Source organism: Oceanobacter sp. 4_MG-2023, from assembly GCF_030689165.1.
Taxonomy (GTDB): domain Bacteria; phylum Pseudomonadota; class Gammaproteobacteria; order Pseudomonadales; family Oceanobacteraceae; genus Oceanobacter.
Genome location: NZ_JAUYVV010000003.1, coordinates 1 through 17,705 on the forward strand (window position 1 = coordinate 1; position 17,705 = coordinate 17,705).

Annotated in this window: 14 protein-coding genes; 7 read left to right on the forward strand and 7 right to left on the reverse strand. The window is 55.3% G+C overall.

Annotated elements, in window-relative coordinates; all coding sequences use genetic code 11:
* Positions 1-435: 435 nt before the first annotated feature.
* On the reverse strand, positions 436-1,734 hold the full coding sequence (gene tyrS / locus Q8W24_RS03165) for a tyrosine--tRNA ligase (protein ID WP_305474378.1): 1,299 nt from the start codon (positions 1,732-1,734) through the stop codon (positions 436-438).
* 144 nt (positions 1,735-1,878) lie between these two features.
* Between tyrS and Q8W24_RS03170 the strand changes: the two genes are divergently transcribed.
* Entirely contained in the window at positions 1,879-3,138 is a 1,260-nt protein-coding gene (locus Q8W24_RS03170; protein ID WP_305474380.1) for a peptidoglycan DD-metalloendopeptidase family protein, read from the forward strand.
* Positions 3,135-4,238 carry an anhydro-N-acetylmuramic acid kinase gene (locus tag Q8W24_RS03175; protein ID WP_305474382.1) on the forward strand — a complete coding sequence of 368 codons (1,104 nt, stop codon included), beginning with the start codon at positions 3,135-3,137 and terminating at the stop codon, positions 4,236-4,238. The genes Q8W24_RS03170 and Q8W24_RS03175 overlap by 4 nt, the downstream gene beginning before the upstream one ends.
* 39 nt (positions 4,239-4,277) lie before the next feature.
* Here the strand turns inward: Q8W24_RS03175 and erpA are convergent, their stop codons facing one another.
* The 4 genes from erpA to argC are packed head-to-tail and all read right to left on the reverse strand — an operon-like array spanning position 4,278 to position 6,928.
* Positions 4,278-4,625, reverse strand: a complete 348-nt coding sequence (gene erpA, locus Q8W24_RS03180) for an iron-sulfur cluster insertion protein ErpA (RefSeq protein ID WP_303431383.1) — start codon at positions 4,623-4,625, stop codon at positions 4,278-4,280.
* A 55-nt stretch (positions 4,626-4,680) separates the two neighbouring features.
* Complete coding sequence (locus Q8W24_RS03185; protein ID WP_303431382.1) at positions 4,681-5,106, reverse strand: polymer-forming cytoskeletal protein; 426 nt, start codon at positions 5,104-5,106, stop codon at positions 4,681-4,683.
* 12 nt (positions 5,107-5,118) lie between these two features.
* Positions 5,119-5,859 (reverse strand): DUF6776 family protein, encoded by a 741-nt coding sequence (locus tag Q8W24_RS03190; RefSeq protein WP_305474384.1) that lies wholly within the window; start codon positions 5,857-5,859, stop codon positions 5,119-5,121.
* 31 nt (positions 5,860-5,890) lie between these two features.
* Positions 5,891-6,928, reverse strand: coding sequence for an N-acetyl-gamma-glutamyl-phosphate reductase (gene argC / locus Q8W24_RS03195; RefSeq protein ID WP_303431378.1), 1,038 nt, complete (start codon positions 6,926-6,928; stop codon positions 5,891-5,893).
* Between the two features lie 129 nt (positions 6,929-7,057).
* Between argC and Q8W24_RS03200 the strand changes: the two genes are divergently transcribed.
* The 4 genes from Q8W24_RS03200 (at position 7,058) to Q8W24_RS03215 (ending at position 11,352) form a co-directional block, all read left to right on the forward strand.
* A complete protein-coding gene (locus Q8W24_RS03200; RefSeq protein ID WP_305474386.1) occupies positions 7,058-8,821 on the forward strand; it encodes a chloride channel protein in 1,764 nt (587 codons plus the stop codon).
* 57 nt (positions 8,822-8,878) lie between these two features.
* Complete coding sequence (gene hemJ, locus Q8W24_RS03205; protein WP_303431376.1) at positions 8,879-9,301, forward strand: protoporphyrinogen oxidase HemJ; 423 nt, start codon at positions 8,879-8,881, stop codon at positions 9,299-9,301.
* Between the two features lie 111 nt (positions 9,302-9,412).
* Positions 9,413-10,708: a glutamate-1-semialdehyde 2,1-aminomutase gene (gene hemL / locus Q8W24_RS03210; protein WP_305474387.1), complete on the forward strand. Its 1,296-nt coding sequence runs from the start codon at positions 9,413-9,415 to the stop codon at positions 10,706-10,708.
* Positions 10,708-11,352 (forward strand): hypothetical protein, encoded by a 645-nt coding sequence (locus Q8W24_RS03215; protein ID WP_305453332.1) that lies wholly within the window; start codon positions 10,708-10,710, stop codon positions 11,350-11,352. Before hemL ends, Q8W24_RS03215 begins: the two co-directional genes overlap by 1 nt.
* A gap of 71 nt (positions 11,353-11,423) precedes the next feature.
* On the opposite strand, the gene Q8W24_RS03220 is transcribed toward Q8W24_RS03215, so the two are convergent.
* Both Q8W24_RS03220 and mrcB read right to left on the reverse strand, forming a co-directional pair.
* Positions 11,424-11,927 (reverse strand): M48 family metallopeptidase, encoded by a 504-nt coding sequence (locus Q8W24_RS03220; protein ID WP_305413691.1) that lies wholly within the window; start codon positions 11,925-11,927, stop codon positions 11,424-11,426.
* Positions 11,906-14,503: a penicillin-binding protein 1B gene (gene mrcB / locus Q8W24_RS03225; RefSeq protein WP_305413690.1), complete on the reverse strand. Its 2,598-nt coding sequence runs from the start codon at positions 14,501-14,503 to the stop codon at positions 11,906-11,908. Before mrcB ends, Q8W24_RS03220 begins: the two co-directional genes overlap by 22 nt.
* 245 nt (positions 14,504-14,748) lie before the next feature.
* Between mrcB and glnE the strand changes: the two genes are divergently transcribed.
* Positions 14,749-17,697, forward strand: coding sequence for a bifunctional [glutamate--ammonia ligase]-adenylyl-L-tyrosine phosphorylase/[glutamate--ammonia-ligase] adenylyltransferase (glnE, locus tag Q8W24_RS03230; RefSeq protein WP_305474388.1), 2,949 nt, complete (start codon positions 14,749-14,751; stop codon positions 17,695-17,697).
* The last annotated feature ends 8 nt before the right edge of the window (positions 17,698-17,705 follow it).

A 17,705-nucleotide genomic window follows, 5' to 3' on the forward strand; every position in this document is an offset into this window, starting at 1 on the left:
TCACGTAAATGAATTATCGACGAGTTCTTACTTCTTGATAATCTTGACTTCAGATCATCTCAGTAAGCACCCACACGTAATTGTCTAAATACTTTGTTAAAGAGCGTGCTTCGTTTATCTCGAAGCGGGCTGCGCATTTTACAGAACTTAATCTCAATGTCAACCACTTTCTTTCAATCTTTCCGGTGCGGCCAGCGCGTTGCGCTTTCACCTCAAATCGGAGGGCGTATTCTATATTGCTTAACTAGAATGTCAACCCTTTATTTCTCTTTCGCTTCGATCCATAAGATCTATTGCTTGGAGAGGAGCGCGCATTCTAGAGATATTCTTTAGAGTGTCAACCCCTTTCTTTCAACTGCAACACCTGGTGGCGTTGTTGTCTCGAGAGCGGCGCATTATAAAGATACCACCCAAGAGGTCAACATTTTTCCACACTTATTTTTGTTCAAACAGGTGGTATTTCTTTTTCCCCAGTTTCACCAGGAAGAAACGCCCATAAAGTGCTTTATCGGCCGCAAAGCACTCCGCTGTTTTCATGTTGTCTGCCGCCCCCTTCGCTTCACCATTAACAAGCACAGCCTGGCGTCCAAGAGCATCTTTGACTTCCCGCCCGGCACTGGCCATCCCGCAGTCTGTCAGCAGGGTTGTTAGTGGGGTTTCTGTAATTGCTGCCAGATCAAGGTCGCTGGCAGGCAAGCCATCCAGTTTGATTTGCTCCAGCTCCGCTTCAGACAACAGCGAAACGTCACCAGCAAACAGGGCTTCGGTAATACGTTTGGCTGAAGCCAGCGCCGCATCACCGTGAACCAGGCGGGTCACTTCATCGGCCAGAATCGGCTGCGCTGTTTTACGTCCCTGGATCTCAGCATCCGCAGCCTCAATCTCCGCTATTTGTGCAACCGGGAGAAAGGTGAAGTAACGCAGGAATTTATAGGCGTCGGCGTCGGCGGTATTAAGCCAGAACTGATAAAAGGCGTAAGGAGAGGTTTTACTGGCATCCAGCCAGATCGTGCCGCTTTCTGTCTTGCCGAACTTGGTACCGTCCGACTTGGTTACCAATGGCATGGTCAGGCCGAAGACCGATTTGCCAAACATACGGCGGGCAAGATCAACACCACCAACGATGTTACCCCACTGATCTGAACCACCGATCTGCAGCGTGCAGTTCCCACGGTTGGCCAACTCGGCAAAATCGAAGGACTGTAGCAACATATAGGTGAATTCAGTGAAAGAGATACCAGCCCCTTCGCGATCAAGGCGCTGCTTGACGGACTCTTTCTGAATCATGCTGTTGACGGAGAAGTGCTTCCCCACATCCCGCAAGAAGTCGAGTATTGTCATATCCCCGACCCAATCGAGGTTATTCACAACATCGGCACTGTTGTCGCCGCAGTCAAAATCGATAAACTGACTGACCTGGGCTTTCAGTTTTTCTACCCAGCCAGCAACGACGTCAGGTCCGTTCAATTTGCGTTCCTGCGCTTTGAAACTGGGATCACCGATCAGGCCGGTAGCCCCACCAACCAACGCAAATGGGCGATGCCCCGCAAGTTGGAAACGTTTCAGCATCAACAGGGGAACCAAGCTACCAATATGCAGACTATCTGCTGTTGGATCGAATCCACAATAAAGTGTACGCATGCCAGATTCGAGATGTTGAATCAGTTCTTCATCTGCGGTCGCCTGGTTTAGCAATCCACGGGCTTTCAAATCTTCGATCAATGCAGCTGTCATGACATACTCTAGAGGTGTCTGATAAATAGGGAAAATGAAAATACCTGATCGATGTGCAAAATCAAGCACACTGGTTAAAATGCCCTCAGTCGCTAATATGCAGATATTCGCTCGTTTTCTCGTTTCAGGAACTATTTACCCGTTATGGCTGAGCCAAGCAGATTCCAATATTTTCCAGCCACTCACCTGGCCGGCGTCATTATCGCATCCATCCTTATTCTCTTAATTCTGCTTTGGCCTTCGGGTAATACTCGTCAAGTTACCAGTCTTAAAGTTGCTCTCCCCGAAGCCACCATTCAGGCAGCGAAACCGGAAGTAAAGTGGGAACAGGACAAGGTAAAGTCCGGCGATAGCCTGTCCACACTGTTCAGCCGCAACAATCTGAGCGCTGCCGATGTGGTTACGATTGCCAGCAAGGTGCCGAAAGAGGCGATTCAGCTTTACCCCGGGCAAGAAGTACGCTGGGAGAGAAATTGGGACGGCCGTGTCAAGGCACTGGAAATTCCATTATCGCCACTGGCCCGCCACCGTATCGACCGGGCTGATGATGGTGCGGTCAATTATCAGCTGATCGAGCGCGATGCCGAGTACATTCCCCATTTTGCCAGCGCAACCATTAATAATTCGTTGTTCCTCGACGGTGAACGGGCTGGCGTACCGGAAAAAATCCTGATCGAACTAGCCGGTATTTTTGGCTGGGATATCGACTTTGCACTGGATATCCGCACCGGGGACCACTTCAGCCTGATTTACGAAGATGTCTTTCTCGATGGCGAGCAGATTGGCAATGGCGATATTCTGGCAGCCCGCTTTGTCAACCAGGGCAGAGAGATCACCGCCATACGCTACGAAGACAAGGACGGCAACGCCAACTACTACACCCCGGAAGGGCTCAGCATGAGAAAGGAGTTCTTGCGCAACCCTATCGACTTCGCCCGTATCAGCTCACGCTTTAATCTTGGCCGCAGACACCCGGTTCTGAACACCATTCGGGCCCATAAAGGCACCGATTATGCCGCCGCAACAGGTACTCCGATCAAGGCTGCCGGTGATGGCAAAATCATTTTTGCCGGACGCAAGGGAGGCTATGGCAACGTGGTTATTTTGCAACATGGCACACGCTACCAGACACTCTACGCCCACATGAACAGTTTTCACCGCAGTGTGCGCCGGGGCCGATCCGTCAAACAAGGGCAAATCATCGGTTACGTCGGCAGCACTGGTCTCGCCACCGGGCCGCATCTTCATTATGAGTTCCGGGTCGATGGAGTGCACAGGGATTCGTTACGCGTCAAACTGCCCAAAGCCCAATCCATTGCCGCGGCAGACAAGCCGGCATTTCTCAAAAAAGCCCACGCCATGCTGACCTGGCTGGATGGCTATCGCGTCAGTATGATTCAATGATGCCGTCTACCCCGGAGCGGATCTTTATCGGCTTAATGTCAGGCACCAGTGCTGACAGCATGGACGCTGTGCTGACTCGCAGTGATCACAACGGTTTTTCTACCCTGGGGTTTGCGTCTCTGCCTTATCCTGCGGACAAACAGCAATGGCTCAGGCACTCGGCATTGGCAGACCAGCTGCCAGTTAATGAAATCATGCACCTTGATCGCTTTATCGCGACAGCCAGTGTTGCCGTTATCCAACAGTTGCTGAAACAGTACGATGTCGCAGCGGCTGATGTTTGTGCAATTGGCAGCCATGGTCACACACTCAGACATCAAAGCCAGCCGGATGGTTTTACCTGGCAAATTGGCGATCCTTCCTGGATTGCCGAGCATAGCGGTATCTGCTGTGTTGCTGACTTCCGTCGCCGGGATGTCGCCGCTGGCGGGCACGGTGCGCCACTGGTGCCAGCGTTCCATCAACTGGTCTTCGAACAACCAGACCAACAACGCATGGTGCTGAATATCGGCGGTATCGCCAACCTGACCATACTCAAGGGTGCTCACACCCTCGGCTTTGATACCGGCCCAGGCAATGCCCTGATGGATGAATACTGCCAGCGCTACTTGAATCTACCCTGCGACCACAATGGCGAGATCGCCGCCAGTGGCCAGGCAGACCAGGCCCTGGTTGACGACTGGCTGGCGGCTGCGTTTTTTACAGCTCCTCCTCCCAAAAGTACAGGTCGAGAGCAGTTTTCACTACCACGGCTGGAAATACCGCTGCGAACCATGAAAGCGGCGGATGCACTGGCCACACTGACTGAATGGACGGCCCGCAGCATCGCGCTTGCAGTACAACAGTTTGGTCACGCTCAAGGGGAATTATTGATTTGCGGTGGTGGTTTGCATAATCGCAGCCTGATCGATCGACTCGCCGCTCATTTACCCAACCACCAGCTGTGCAGTACTGCAACGGCAGGGATTCACCCGGGGTGGATAGAAGCCGCGGCCTTTGCCTGGCTGGCAAAGCAGACGCTGGACTCGTTGCCGGGCAACCTGCCGGGGGTCACAGGAGCCAGAGGCCCACGCATACTGGGCGCGATTTACCCAGCCTGAAACAGCCACTATCCCGTGTGGGTAGTGGCGACAATGGGTCTAGACAGAAAAGGACGAACCACAGCCACAGGTTGCCGTGGCAGCGGGATTGTTAACCACAAAGCGAGAGCCTTCCAGGCCTTCCTGATAGTCGATCACCGATCCCGTCAAATAACCGTAACTCAGAGAGTCCACCAGCACACGCATGTTCTCACGCTCGATGAAGAAATCATCTTCTGCCCGCTCATCATCAAACGTGAAGCCATACTGAAACCCGGAACAGCCACCACCGGTAACAAACACTCTCAGACACAGCTGGTCGTCAGCCTCATCAATCAGCAGCTCTCTCACCTTGGCTTCAGCAGCCGGGGTCAATTCGATAGGGTCAGCGGATACGACAGCATTCATGGCGGGACTCTGGCTCAGTCTGGAAATAACATCATTATGCGATTACCTGACTATTTTAGTCAACTTTAACCGCTGTCGCCGCGGTGGCTTTGCCTTTTTTGGCCGGCGCATCGGCAGTCTGGTGCTTCAGCTGGCCATTGACCGATGCCCCCAACACCATTTCCATCATCTGGTAGTACACATCCCCAGTGACTTGCGCGTCTTTCGCCAGCTCGATGTATTCCCCAGCGTGTATATCGCCAACAACAGGGCCATTGATAATGATATTCGGTGCATGTATCTGCCCTTCTACCCGGCCCTTGTTACTGACCCGGACCACCGCACTGCTACCGGCTTCTGCAATCAGATTACCTTTGATAACACCATCCACATGCAAACCACCGGAGAAATGGATATCACCGGTAATGGCCGTTTTGGAAGAAATCAGCGTGTCGTACTGAACGTTGGAGCTGTTGCCACTTTTGTCTTTTGAATTAAACATGCAGGGGTTCCTTTATAGAGTCCAATCATAGGTTTGTTCAACACGACGGGATTTTTTACCCGTTGGCTGGGCGACAACATTCACGGTTTGGGGGACAAAGCCGTCCGGTAATACCAGCTCACCGGACAATTCCTGGAAGTAGCGGAAACGGAAACGCCCCGTAAACCCAGAATCCAGTTGATTCAATAACACTGTTTGCCGGGCACCCTGGCTGTTTTTACCAACCACATTGACGGTTGCTGTTCCGGCAACCGGATTGCCGTTGTCAGCCACCTGGGTCAGCATCAGCTGATAGCGGTACCGGCTTTCTCCCAGACTGTCGAAAACCAGACCATGAATCTTCAAGCCTTTTTCAACGGCATCCGGGTCCATAATGCTCTTGTAGAAAGCCACATCCCGTTCCAGATCATCGACCTGCTGCTCCAGACTGCGGATTGAGCCACGCACCGAGTCAGCGGCATAGCGATCAACTTCCCCGCCTTTTTCGAGAATACCCACATGCTGGGTCAACTCAGTAATCGTTTGCTCATTACGCGACAGGTCACGCAACAACTGATCCCGCTCGGTCTGCAACGAGTCCAGCAAGCGATAACTGCCCACCCAGCCCGCGGCAAAACCACCTGCAGCGACGAATACCAACAGGATCAGTATCCAGAATCGAGGACGGGGAGCACGTCCTGGGTGCTCAAGGGATAAAATAACCAGCTCATCTTGCGAGCTGCCCTTTACGGCAGCTCCTGGTTTCAAAGGCATGATGAATCCTCGATAATCGCCATGGAATCAATCACGGCATCAATGCAACGTGATTCAGACCGGCCGCTTCGTCCAGACCAAACATCAGGTTCATATTTTGTACCGCCTGTCCAGAGGCACCCTTGACCAGATTATCGATCACCGACAGCACCACGATTTGGCCAGTATCGGCATGACGGTGGATCGCAATACGACAGACGTTGCTGCCCTTCACGCTACGTGTCGCCGGATGGCTGCCCGCTGGCATCACATCCACAAATGGCTCATTGGCATAACGGGCCTCATACAGTGCCTGCAGATCCACACTGGCATCCAAATCGGGAGCAAAAGCGTATAACGTCGAATGAATTCCCCGCACCATCGGCATCAGGTGTGGCACAAAGGTCAGTGCCACCGGCTTGCCAGCAAACCAGGACAAGCCCTGACGGATTTCCGGCAAATGACGATGCCCGGCAACCCCGTAAGCCATGACCGACTCACTGGTTTCGCATAACAGCGACCCGACCTTGGCCCCACGACCGGCACCGGACACCCCTGACTTGCAATCGGCAATCAGTGTTTGTTCCGGCAGCAGGTTGTTTTCCAACAGCGGTAAATACCCCAGTTGCACCGCGGTCGGGTAGCAGCCTGGCACGGCAATCAGTCGCGCGTTACGAATCTCATCACGTTTGACTTCTGGCAAGCCATATACGGCTTCCGGCAATAACTCACGAGCGCCGTGGGGCTGGCCATACCATGCCTCCCATTCGTCGGCATCCTGAATACGAAAATCAGCCGACAAGTCGATAACGCGCGTTCCGGTGGCCAGAATCTCTGCCGCCAATGAATGGGCAACCCCATGCGGAGTGGCAAAAAAGACCACATCGCAGGCTCCCAGCGTTGCGGTATCCGGCACGCTGAACGTCAGATCGGTATGGCCGCGCAGGTTGGGATACATATCGGCAACCGGAGTACCGTCTTCACTTCGGGATGTAATTACGCGCAACTCAACGTCCGGATGGTTGACCAGAATGCGTAGCAATTCCACACCTGTATAGCCGGTGCCACCAACAATACCTACTTTGATCACGCGATTACCTCTGTTTAAACCATTTCCTGCCATAAGCGGGGGCAGTTCATCCCGAAGCCGCTTATAATACCGCTTCTTGATACTCCTTCCAGTCACGTTGCACATTCCTTGCAAACACAGAGGTTTGGTTTGCTACTGAAAACTCGCAGCCAGCAATGGCTACAACACCTGACGTTATCCGATAATCCGCTGGGTCTCGCGCTGTTGGCGCTGCTGGCCGGCATCGCTGCAGCACTGGTCATTACCCTGTTTCGCCTTGCCATTGCCTGGCCGCTGGAAATATTCCTGCCGATGGCCAGCGAAGATGACTACGAGGCACTCAGTGCCATCACCCGGGTTGCCTTGTTGCTTGGCGGCGGCCTGCTGCTGATCCTGCTGTTCCAACCCCTCTCCCCGGCACAACGCAGCGTTGGCGTCACTCATGTCTTGATGCGTATGGAACGCCATCAGGGTTATATGCCCGCCGCCAATCTGGTACTGCAATGGCTGGCTGCCGCCATTGCGCTGCTCAGTGGTCACAGCGTCGGTCGTGAAGGCCCGGCGATTCATATGGGCGCCGGAACCGCCAGTCAGTTAGGGCAAGCTGCCGGGGTTGCCCACCATCGTCTCAGGATTCTGGCCGGAGCAGGTGTGGCCAGTGCCATTGCGGCGTCTTTTAATACGCCAATGGCCGGGGTGATTTTTGCCATGGAAGTGGTGTTGCTGGAATACAACCTGCGCGGCTTTATTCCTATTATTCTGGCGTCGGTTGCCGGGGCGGTAATCAGTCAGGTCGTGTTTGGCAGTGCCACCGCCTTTGATGTTCCACCACTGGCCATGCACTCCCTGATTGAACTGCCTTATGTGGTCGCCCTCGGTCTGACTTGTGGCTTGCTGGCCACCGGGTTTATTACCCTGACCCAACGCTTTCAGGCACTGGCACCCAGCCCGCTCTGGATTCGCTGGGGGGGCCTGACCCTCACCACTGCCGCCATTGCCTGGTGGCTGCCGGGCATTCTGGGGATCGGCTACGACACCGTGAATGCCGCTCTGGCGGGTAATGTCGCGATAGGGCTGTGCCTCGGCTTATTGGCTGGCAAGCTGGTATTGGCTGCGTGGGCCTCGGCAGTCGGATTTCCTGCCGGTCTGATTGGTCCAACGATGTTTATGGGAGCCTTGGCCGGTGGAATTTTGGGCAAGCTGTCCTTGTTCTGGATGCCGGACTATCCGGTCGAAATCGGTTTTTACGTCATGCTGGGCATGGGTGCCATGATGGGTGCGGTACTGCGAGCCCCGCTGGCGGCGTTAATTGCGTTGCTGGAGCTGACCGCCAATCCACACATTATCATGCCTGGCATGCTGGCCATTGTGATTGCCACTCTGGTCGCCGGTGAAGTATTCCGGCTGCCTTCCATTTTCCAGGTCCAGCTGGGCAATAATGGCCTGTATCAGCCACCGCATCCGGTCCAGATGATGTTGCGCAGTACCTGGGTAGCAGAAGCCTTGAGCCGATCCATTGCAATCAGCGCTCGTCATATCAGCCTGCAGGCCGCTCGACATCTGATCGACCAACAGACCGATTGGCTTTATATTGAAGACGAGCAGACCATTTTGCCGCCCGCTGAGCTGGCCGAATTTATCGATAGCCAGGAAAGCAGTATTGCCGAGAAGTCCTCATTGCCAGCCGATATCGACCTGCTTGGCATACCTGCCGAGCGTTTCAGCGTTGGCCGGATTGCCCTTAAAGCCAATCTGCAGGATGCTCTCGATCATATGCAGACTCATGACTTACACTGGCTGGCGGTGTATCGTCGCGATCCGGATTCACGTAAAGGCCCTGGGCCTTGTGTTGGTCTGGTATCGCGAGCCATGATCGAACGCCACTATCGTTACCGGCCACAAATTATCCGCTAGCAGCGCCGCGACAGCGGTGCTGCAACGTCATTCAAAACACCATTCAGGATGTTATTTATGCTTTGGGTCAAGGCTTTCCATATTATCGCCGTGATCACCTGGTTCGCCGGTATTTTCTATTTGCCGCGCCTGTACGTCTACCATGCGGCGGCGGAAGACACAGCCTCCCGCGAGCGCTTCAAGATCATGGAACGCAAACTCTATCGTGGCATCATGTGGCCTTCGATGGTGGTAGTCATCGCCCTGGGCACCTGGCTGATCAGCTTTAATCCTGCTTACTACCTGCAAAGTGGCTGGTTACACGCCAAGCTGGCGCTGGTTGTCCTGCTGGTTGGCTATCACCTGTATTGCGGCAAGCTGAACCAGATGTTCAAACAGGATCAAAACCATCGCAGCCATGTATGGTACCGCTGGTTTAACGAACTGCCCGTCTTTGTATTGATTGCGATCGTCATTCTGGTGGTGGTCAGGCCGTTTTAACAGGCCGTTTAAATAGTCTGTCCAGGCGCTGATCAGGGCCTGGACGCACAGTAACGATACCGGCCATTGCGGTGCCCCGTACCGAAACAAACAGATTCAAGAGAGAACTCCATGAGCTATAGCACGACCAAATCACAGGCCCTGTTTGCATCCGCCCAGCAGCATATCCCCGGTGGCGTCAATTCCCCGGTACGCGCCTTCAAGGGTGTCGGTGGCACGCCAATTTTTTTCGATCACGCCAAGGGCGCTTATGTCTACGATGCCGACGACAACCGCTACGTCGACTATGTTGGCTCCTGGGGGCCGATGATTCTGGGCCACAGTGCGCCGCAGATTCTTGAGGCAATCACTGCCCGCATGGGAATGGGGCTGAGTTTTGGTGCTCCAACCGCGATTGAAAACGATATGGCCAGCGAAGTGTGCAAACTGATTCCATCAATGGATATGGTGCGCATGGTCAATTCCGGTACCGAAGCCACTATGAGTGCCATTCGCCTCGCCCGTGGCTACACCGGCCGCGACAAGCTGGTGAAGTTCGAAGGTTGCTATCACGGCCACTCAGACTCGCTGCTGGTCAAGGCCGGTTCCGGCATGATGACGCTGGGCGTGCCCACGTCCCCAGGAGTCCCGGCTTCCGTGGCAGAACATACCATCACACTGGACTACAACAATCTCGACAGCGTGCGTGAGTGCTTCTCCCGTATGGGTGATCAGATCGCTTGTGTCATTATCGAACCCGTCGCAGGCAACATGAACTGCATCCCACCGGCCAAATCCTTTTTGCAAGGGCTGCGAGAGCTGTGTGATGTGCACGGTATCGTGCTGATCTTTGACGAAGTCATGAGCGGTTTCCGGGTCGCCCTTGGCGGCGCACAAGCCTATTACGACATCGTTCCGGACATGACCTGCCTGGGTAAAGTGATCGGCGGCGGTTTACCCGTCGGTGCCTTTGGTGGCAAGCGCGCCATTATGGAATGCCTGGCTCCACTGGGGCCGGTCTATCAGGCCGGAACACTGTCTGGTAACCCTCTGGCCATGGCCGCCGGTCTGGCGATGCTGAAAGAAATCCAGCATGACGGCGTCTATGAGCAACTGACCACCCGCGTCGACCAGATGCTGGACGGCTTCAAGGCCGCAGCAATCAAGCACCAGATTCCATTCACCTTTAACAAGGCCGGCTCCATGTTTGGCCTGTTCTTTACGGAACTGGACAAGGTCGAGAACTTCCGTCAGGTCGCCGACCAGTGTGATGCCGACCGCTTCGGCAAATTCTTCCATGGCATGCTGGAGCAAGGAGTGTATCTCGCGCCATCGGCGTTCGAAGCAGGCTTTATGTCACTGGCTCACACTGAAGCCGACATCGAGTACACCATTGCTGCCGCCGACAAGGTTATGGCTGCACTGTGATGATCCTGGCCGCTCTCTGTCTGCTGGCTGCCGCGCTGGTATCAAGCTGGCAGAACCGTCCGGCAACGTCGCGCCAATGGCCAGGCTCGGCGGCTGGGCGTTTTACCGCCGGATTGATTTTGGTGGGTTATGGTATCACCTCGTTACTGACCGCCTGGCTAACCAGCGACGGGGTGCAACATACCGCCCTGCTGATGCAGCAGCTGAGCTTGTACGCCGCGTTGCCGATGCTGGTATCCAGTCATCTGGCCGAACGCCTGGGTTATAACTGGAATCGCCAGATCTGGGGCCGGATTTTCTTGGGCTGGTGTGTGGTGTTCGAGCTGACGCGCCGCAGCAACGTCCTCGAATGGGTACTGATTGCGACACTGATTATCGGCCTGGTCACGCTGCTATTGCCCTGGATACTCTCGGCATTACGCCAGACCGATCTGACGGATGGCGGCAAACGCAGCTGGCAACGGGCGTACTTTCCGGTGATTGCCTGGCTGCTGCTGTGCTCAGGACAGGCCACCCAGTCCACCACCGATCCTGTGGTTCAAATGGCTGGACTGACGCTGGCATTGATCGCGCTGCATAACGCTCAGCCGTTGTCTTATCAGATGGCCAAGCGCGGATCAGACAACAAGGCCACACCGTCCTAGGCACACCGTCAAACACATGCACCGCCATGGAATAAACAGAGCGCCGACCCGCTGCGCTCTGTTTATTCCGTTTATCCTTGCATCAAATCCGCCCTTAATTGTGCCGCTTCAGCCTGCTTGCCCTGATCTTCCAGTACATCCACCAGCAACCACCGGATACGCTGGCTCAATCCCTTGTCACGACTGAACAACAACCCACGCCGCAATAATTGCTCTGCCTCTTCCGGCCGATGCATTTGCCAGCTCACCCAGCCCTGACGATAAAAAATAGCCGCATTCCGTGGCTGGATCTGGCGCGCCTGATCCAGATAACTCATGGTCTTCGGCCAGTTACCGGCCTGCCGTGCCTGCTCTGCCTGTTTTAATAGCGCACTCACTGCCGGATGATGCTGGCCCTGATCCAGTGTCGCCAGGCCACCGGCTTGCCAAACCGTCTCCTCATCGGCCGCAGGTGCGGTGGTGGTATCCGGTGCCATCACCTGTGTACTGCTACAACCAGCCAAGCCTGCGAGCAGTAGTACTACCGCCAGCCACTCGATGCGCGGTTTTACATTCAAAACAACCAATCCAGCCATCCTTTCCGCTCTCCTTCTGTGGGTTTACTCACCGTTTGGCAAGGTTTTGGTACCTGTTTGATGGCACTGGTCGGCATCGGCATGGAACGCCCGTCACAACCGTCTTCCAGAATCTGTCCATCCGCATCCACCACCACCGATGGCAAACCAGTGGGTAACAGTGGCTCAACACCAGCCTGAGCAAAGGTTTGCTGCCAGATAGGTAATGCCGCTGAGCTGCCCGCCAGCGGCATCGGTTGGTTGTCGTCTCGACCAACCCAGACGACGCCCAGATGACGGTTATCAAAACCGGCAAACCAGGCATCCCGTTGCTGATCACTGGTGCCGGTTTTACCCGCCAGCGGGCCAGCAAACCGGGTTAATAATTTTCTCGCCGTGCCATCGTTTACCACTTGCTCAAGCCCGTAGCGCAACCAGTCGACCTGTTCTGCTGCGACGCCCTGATGCCCATGTATCGCGTACGACGACAAGGTCTTGCCACTGGCCGTTGCTACCGCCTCTACCGCCCGCAATGGCATCACAAACCCTCGCGCAGCCAGCGTTTGATAAACCCCGGCCACTTCCAGTGGTGATAATTCCTGCGACCCCAACAGCACCGATGGATACGGCGGCACCTCTTGTTGCAGGCCAAGATCATTAAACGTCCGGGCCACCTGCTCCAGACCCACTCGCATACCAATACGCGCTGTGGCCTGGTTATAGGAATGGCTCAGGGCATCCACCATCGGCACCAAACCATGGCTTTTGCCATCGTAGTTTTGCGGCTGCCAGAGTTGGCCATCCTGCCCCGTCACCTGTACCGGGCTGTCATCCACCAAAGTGCCCCAGTGGTAACGGCCACTGCGCAACGCCGCCAGATAGACCACCGGTTTGGCCAGCGAACCGATCGATCGACGTGCATCCAGCGCCCGGTTGAAACCAAAATAACCGGCTTGCCGCCCGCCGATCATGGCACGAATCTCGGCCCCATCCACACTGGTAATCACGGCCGCCGTTTCCAGCTTGCCTGCCAGCGCCGGATAACGGGCTTCAAGCCGGCCGAGCTGGGTCGTGGCCGATACTTCCAGTGCATGCTGAATCCAGGGGTCCAGCGTCGTGAAGATATTCAGCCCTTCGGTTTCCAAATCCTCGCGGCGATAATCTTCTTGTAGCTGTTTGCGCACCCGCTCCAAAAATGCGGGATATTCACGCTGACTGACCCGCTGGCTGTCCGCGGTACGCAGTGGCTGACGGCTGACTTCCAGGTAACGGTCCTGACCAATCAGCCCTTGTTTGGCCATTAACCCCAACACCAGGTTACGACGTTCTAACGCCCGTTGTGGATGTCGCCGCGGATTATAATAAGACGCTCCTTTCACCAGTCCAACCAGGGTGGCGATTTCTGCCAGCTCCAGCTCTTGTACCGGTTTACCAAAATAAAAGCGGGAGGCCAGACCAATACCATGAATGGCCCGGCGACCCGCTTGCCCCAGATACACTTCATTCAGGTAGGCTTGCAGAATCTCGGCCTTGCTGTGATGCAGCTCCAGCAGAATCGCCATCAAGGCTTCCTGCGCCTTGCGCATCAAGGTGCGCTCACTGGTTAAAAAGAAGTTTTTGACCAGCTGTTGTGTCAGTGTCGAGCCACCCTGCACAACACCACCGGCTTGAATATTGGCCACCAGCGCCCGGCTAATGCCTCGTAATGAAATACCATGATGTTCAAAAAAGTGGTTGTCTTCCGTTACCACCAGCGCAGCCAACAGATCGCTGGGCACCTGATCCAGTGTCACCAGTTCACGATCTTCGTTATGAGACGGGAAGATACCGCCAACGTATTGCGGCTCCAGCCGGACCAGCGGCACCGCCTTGCCATTTACCGACAACTGTTCGACCCGCTGATCCACCAGCGTCAGCTCAATCACCGCCTGCGGTTGCGGCCCGTCCCAGAAATTCACCTGGCGACGATGAATTCGCCAGCGGGATCCTTGCTGCTGATAGCGGCCCGGGCGAGACACGGCCCCGGACTGATAATCCGTCCACTCCAGTTCCGCCTGTAACTGTGCCGGCGGCAACAAGCGACCGGGGTATAACAGCAGTGGCCGGGCATATACCCGGGCAGGCAAGGTCCATTTTTTGCCATCAAACTGTTGCTGTACCTGAGCATCCAGAAACACCATCCAGACGCCCAGTACCAGCACACCAACCAGCCCCAGCTGCCAGCTGATGCGCCAGGCAGTACGCCAGCGTGACGGTTTACCGGCCCCCGACGTTGAGGCTTTCTTGGCCGTTGGCGCTTTTTTGGCCGAGGTGTGTTTTTTCGGCGCTTGGGCACGCTTGGGAGACGGCTTGGCAGTTTTGGTCGTTGCAGCGTCTTTGGGTTTTGAGCCCGCCTTGGCACTGTTATCCGCGGCCCTGGTCCGTGATGCTGGCTTTTTTGGGGCAGGCTTTTTTGGAGCAGGCTTTGAAGACGCTGAAGTGGCTTTGGAAGTCGGTTTGGCGGCTTTCGAGGCAGGCTTGGCAGGCTTGGCAGGCGTTGCTTTCGAACTGCCGTCTGTTTTGCCCCGCGCAGGCTTGTTGGGAGTTTTACCAGTCATAACAATGACAATCATCCGGTCTGTAAATACAAAAATTGACCACGCGCTGGCATGGCCCAAACACTATGACCAGAAGTCTAACAGCCGGTGCCTGCCCTTGGCCGATATATCGGTCGCACAACGTCCGGGCAACACCGGATGTCACGTAATTGACAGCATCTTATTCCCGGTCAAAATTCGCCGTGCCCATGCATCCATTCCACAGAGCGCTTACACTTGGAAAAAACAAACGGATACCTACCATCATGACGGAACGGCTCGAACACCGCTGGCAACAAATCAATCACCAACTGACGGACACCGGTGCCCGCTTCGATTTCGACTGGCCCAGCCTTTGGCAATCCCTGCCGCCACAACAGCAACAACAACTGCGCAAGGTCTTGCTGGTCAGCCAGTACGTGGTTGATGCGCTACCAAAAGACAGCGACTACTTTGTCCAGCAACTGCAAAGCAATCAGCTCAGTCAGCCGGTAAGCCGGGCGGACATTGGACAGTGGCTGCACGACCTGAACGAACACAGCGGGCAAGAAGCCGAACCGGTACCGACAACCGGTATCAGTGAAGAGCAATGGTTACACCGCCTGCGTATATTACGCCGCCGGGTCATGGTGCAAACCATCTGGCGCGATCTGCTGCGCCTCGCCGATACCCTCACCACTACCCGCACGGTATCCGACCTTGCCGATGAAGTGATTTGCCAGAGCATCCGGTATTTTGAGCAGCAATTGCAGCAACGATACGGCGTTCCCATGGGTAAGGCATCCGGCCAGCCGCAGTCATTACTGGTACTGGGCATGGGGAAACTCGGTGCCTACGAGCTGAATCTCAGCTCCGATATCGATCTGATTTTCAGTTACCCGGAATCCGGCCAGACCAACGGCAAAAAATCCATCAGCAACCAGGAGTATTTTGTCAAACTGGGCCAAAAGCTGATCGGGGCATTGGATAAACACACCATCGACGGTTTTGTTTTTCGTACCGATATGCGCTTGCGCCCCTATGGCCAGAGCGGCCCTCTGGTGATGAACTTCGACTCCCTCGAAGAGTATTACCAGAACCAGGGTCGTGACTGGGAACGCTACGCCATGGTCAAGGCCCGAATTCTGACCGGTGAAGACACTCCGGCGGCACAGGAGCTGCTGGCCATTCTGCGGCCCTTTACCTATAGGGTGTACATCGATTACAGCGCCTTTGAATCCCTGCGTTCGATGAAAGCCATGATCAACGCCGAAGTGCGTCGTCGTCGCCTCGACGACAACGTCAAGCTTGGGCCGGGTGGCATTCGCGAAGTGGAATTTATCGTCCAGGCATTCCAATTGATTCGTGGCGGCCAGGAAAAACAACTGCAACAACGCGCACTGGTGCCATTGCTCAATATACTGATCGACGATGGCTATCTACCCGCCGATGCCGCCCATGAATTGCGTGATGCCTATCTGTATTTACGCGACGTCGAACACGCCCTGCAAGCCCTCAATGATGAGCAGACCCAGCAACTTCCCACCGAGGCTGAAGCCCAGGACCGCATCGCTCTGGCACTGGATTGCGACCATTGGGACGCCGTTGTACAACAGCTCAGTCTGCATCGCAGCCATGTCAAACACCACTTTGCCAACATCGTCTGCAATGACGATGACGAACAACCTAACAACAGCAATGACCACATCTGGGTCGACGTCTGGCACGGTGATCTGGCAGATGAAGCCCATACCCATCTGAGCCACCATTGCCCAGTCATGCTGACTACCGAATTCAGCCAATGTCTGGCCAACTTCCGCCACTCCCGCGCCGTAAGCAGCATGCAGGCCATCGGTCACGACCGGCTGGAAACCCTGATGCCGCAACTGCTGTACGATTTGAGCCAGTGCCCGGAGCCACTGAACACTTTACAGCGACTGATTCCCCTGCTGGAAGCCGTCCTGCGTCGCACCGCTTATCTGGTGCTACTGAAAGAAAACCCCCAGGCCCGTACCCAGCTGGTACAGCTGTGCGGCGCCTCGGAGTGGGTCGCCCACTACATCACCCAGATGCCGTTGCTACTGGATGAATTACTCAACCCCGCCACGCTCTACCACCGTCCGCAACGTCACGAATTACAAGAAGAACTGCAACTGCGACTGTTACGTATCGACCAGGACGACCTCGAACAACAAATGGAAGCCCTGCGCCAGTTTGTGCACGCTCACAAACTCCGGGCCGCGGCAGGTGAAGTGATGAATGCTCTGCCGCTGATGCACATTTCCGACTACCTCACCTGGATAGCCGAAGTCGTACTCGACAATGTCATGCAGCTGGCCTGGCAACAAATGACCAACAAATACGGCTACCCGGCCAACCGCCAGGGCGATGCCGTCACCAAGCCGGAATTTATCATCGTCGGCTACGGCAAGGTCGGTGGTCTGGAAATGAGCTATAGCTCCGACCTCGACCTGGTTTTTCTGCACAACAGCTGGAATATGGGCAGCACCCAGGCCAGCCCGGCAGCGGGGCAACGCAGTATCGACAACAACGTGTTCTACACCCGCATGGGTCAGCGCATGATCCATATTCTCACCACCCAGACCCGCTCCGGTGATCTCTATGAGGTCGATATGCGCCTGCGCCCGTCCGGCAACTCCGGCATGATTGTCGCCTCGCTCAAGGCCTTTGAAGAATACCAGGCCCACCATGCCTGGACCTGGGAACATCAGGCGCTGGTGCGCGCTCGCGTGCTCTGCGGCAACCCGGAACTGGCCGCCGCTTACAATCAGATCCGTCGCCAGACGCTGACACAACCACGGCCATTGCCCACTCTGAAAGAAGAAGTCCGTTCCATGCGCAAGAAAATGCGCGAGAACTTGGGCATGGCAGAAAAATCTGCCGATAAATTCCACCTCAAACAGGATGCCGGGGGTATTGTTGACATCGAGTTTCTGGTTCAATACGGGGTTCTGGCCTGGTCACACCAATATCCAGATCTGTTAGCGGTAACCGACAACATGCGTTTGTTGGATTCGTTTGAAACAGTCGGCCTGCTCGATTCACAAGATCGTCAGACCCTGCAGGAAACCTACCTGACCTACCGAGCCGAAACCCACCGGCGCGCGCTGCAGAACACAAACCTGATTCTGGACCAAACGCAGAGCCAACAACTTGGCTTCGACGAGCGCCGCGAGGGTGTGACCCGACTGTGGAAACTCTGGATAGAAAACTAATTTACATT

Bases quoted from the DNA above. Each gene is read 5' to 3' on its own strand.
- tyrS (WP_305474378.1), bottom strand. From the start codon at position 1,734: ATGACAGCTGCATTGATCGAAGATTTGAAAGCCCGTGGATTGCTAAAC.
- Q8W24_RS03170 (WP_305474380.1), top strand. From the start codon at position 1,879: ATGGCTGAGCCAAGCAGATTCCAATATTTTCCAGCCACTCACCTGGCC.
- Q8W24_RS03175 (WP_305474382.1), top strand. From the start codon at position 3,135: ATGATGCCGTCTACCCCGGAGCGGATCTTTATCGGCTTAATGTCAGGC.
- erpA (WP_303431383.1), bottom strand. From the start codon at position 4,625: ATGAATGCTGTCGTATCCGCTGACCCTATCGAATTGACCCCGGCTGCT.
- Q8W24_RS03185 (WP_303431382.1), bottom strand. From the start codon at position 5,106: ATGTTTAATTCAAAAGACAAAAGTGGCAACAGCTCCAACGTTCAGTAC.
- Q8W24_RS03190 (WP_305474384.1), bottom strand. From the start codon at position 5,859: ATGCCTTTGAAACCAGGAGCTGCCGTAAAGGGCAGCTCGCAAGATGAG.
- hemJ (WP_303431376.1), top strand. From the start codon at position 8,879: ATGCTTTGGGTCAAGGCTTTCCATATTATCGCCGTGATCACCTGGTTC.
- hemL (WP_305474387.1), top strand. From the start codon at position 9,413: ATGAGCTATAGCACGACCAAATCACAGGCCCTGTTTGCATCCGCCCAG.
- Q8W24_RS03215 (WP_305453332.1), top strand. From the start codon at position 10,708: ATGATCCTGGCCGCTCTCTGTCTGCTGGCTGCCGCGCTGGTATCAAGC.
- Q8W24_RS03220 (WP_305413691.1), bottom strand. From the start codon at position 11,927: ATGGCTGGATTGGTTGTTTTGAATGTAAAACCGCGCATCGAGTGGCTG.
- mrcB (WP_305413690.1), bottom strand. From the start codon at position 14,503: ATGACTGGTAAAACTCCCAACAAGCCTGCGCGGGGCAAAACAGACGGC.
- glnE (WP_305474388.1), top strand. From the start codon at position 14,749: ATGACGGAACGGCTCGAACACCGCTGGCAACAAATCAATCACCAACTG.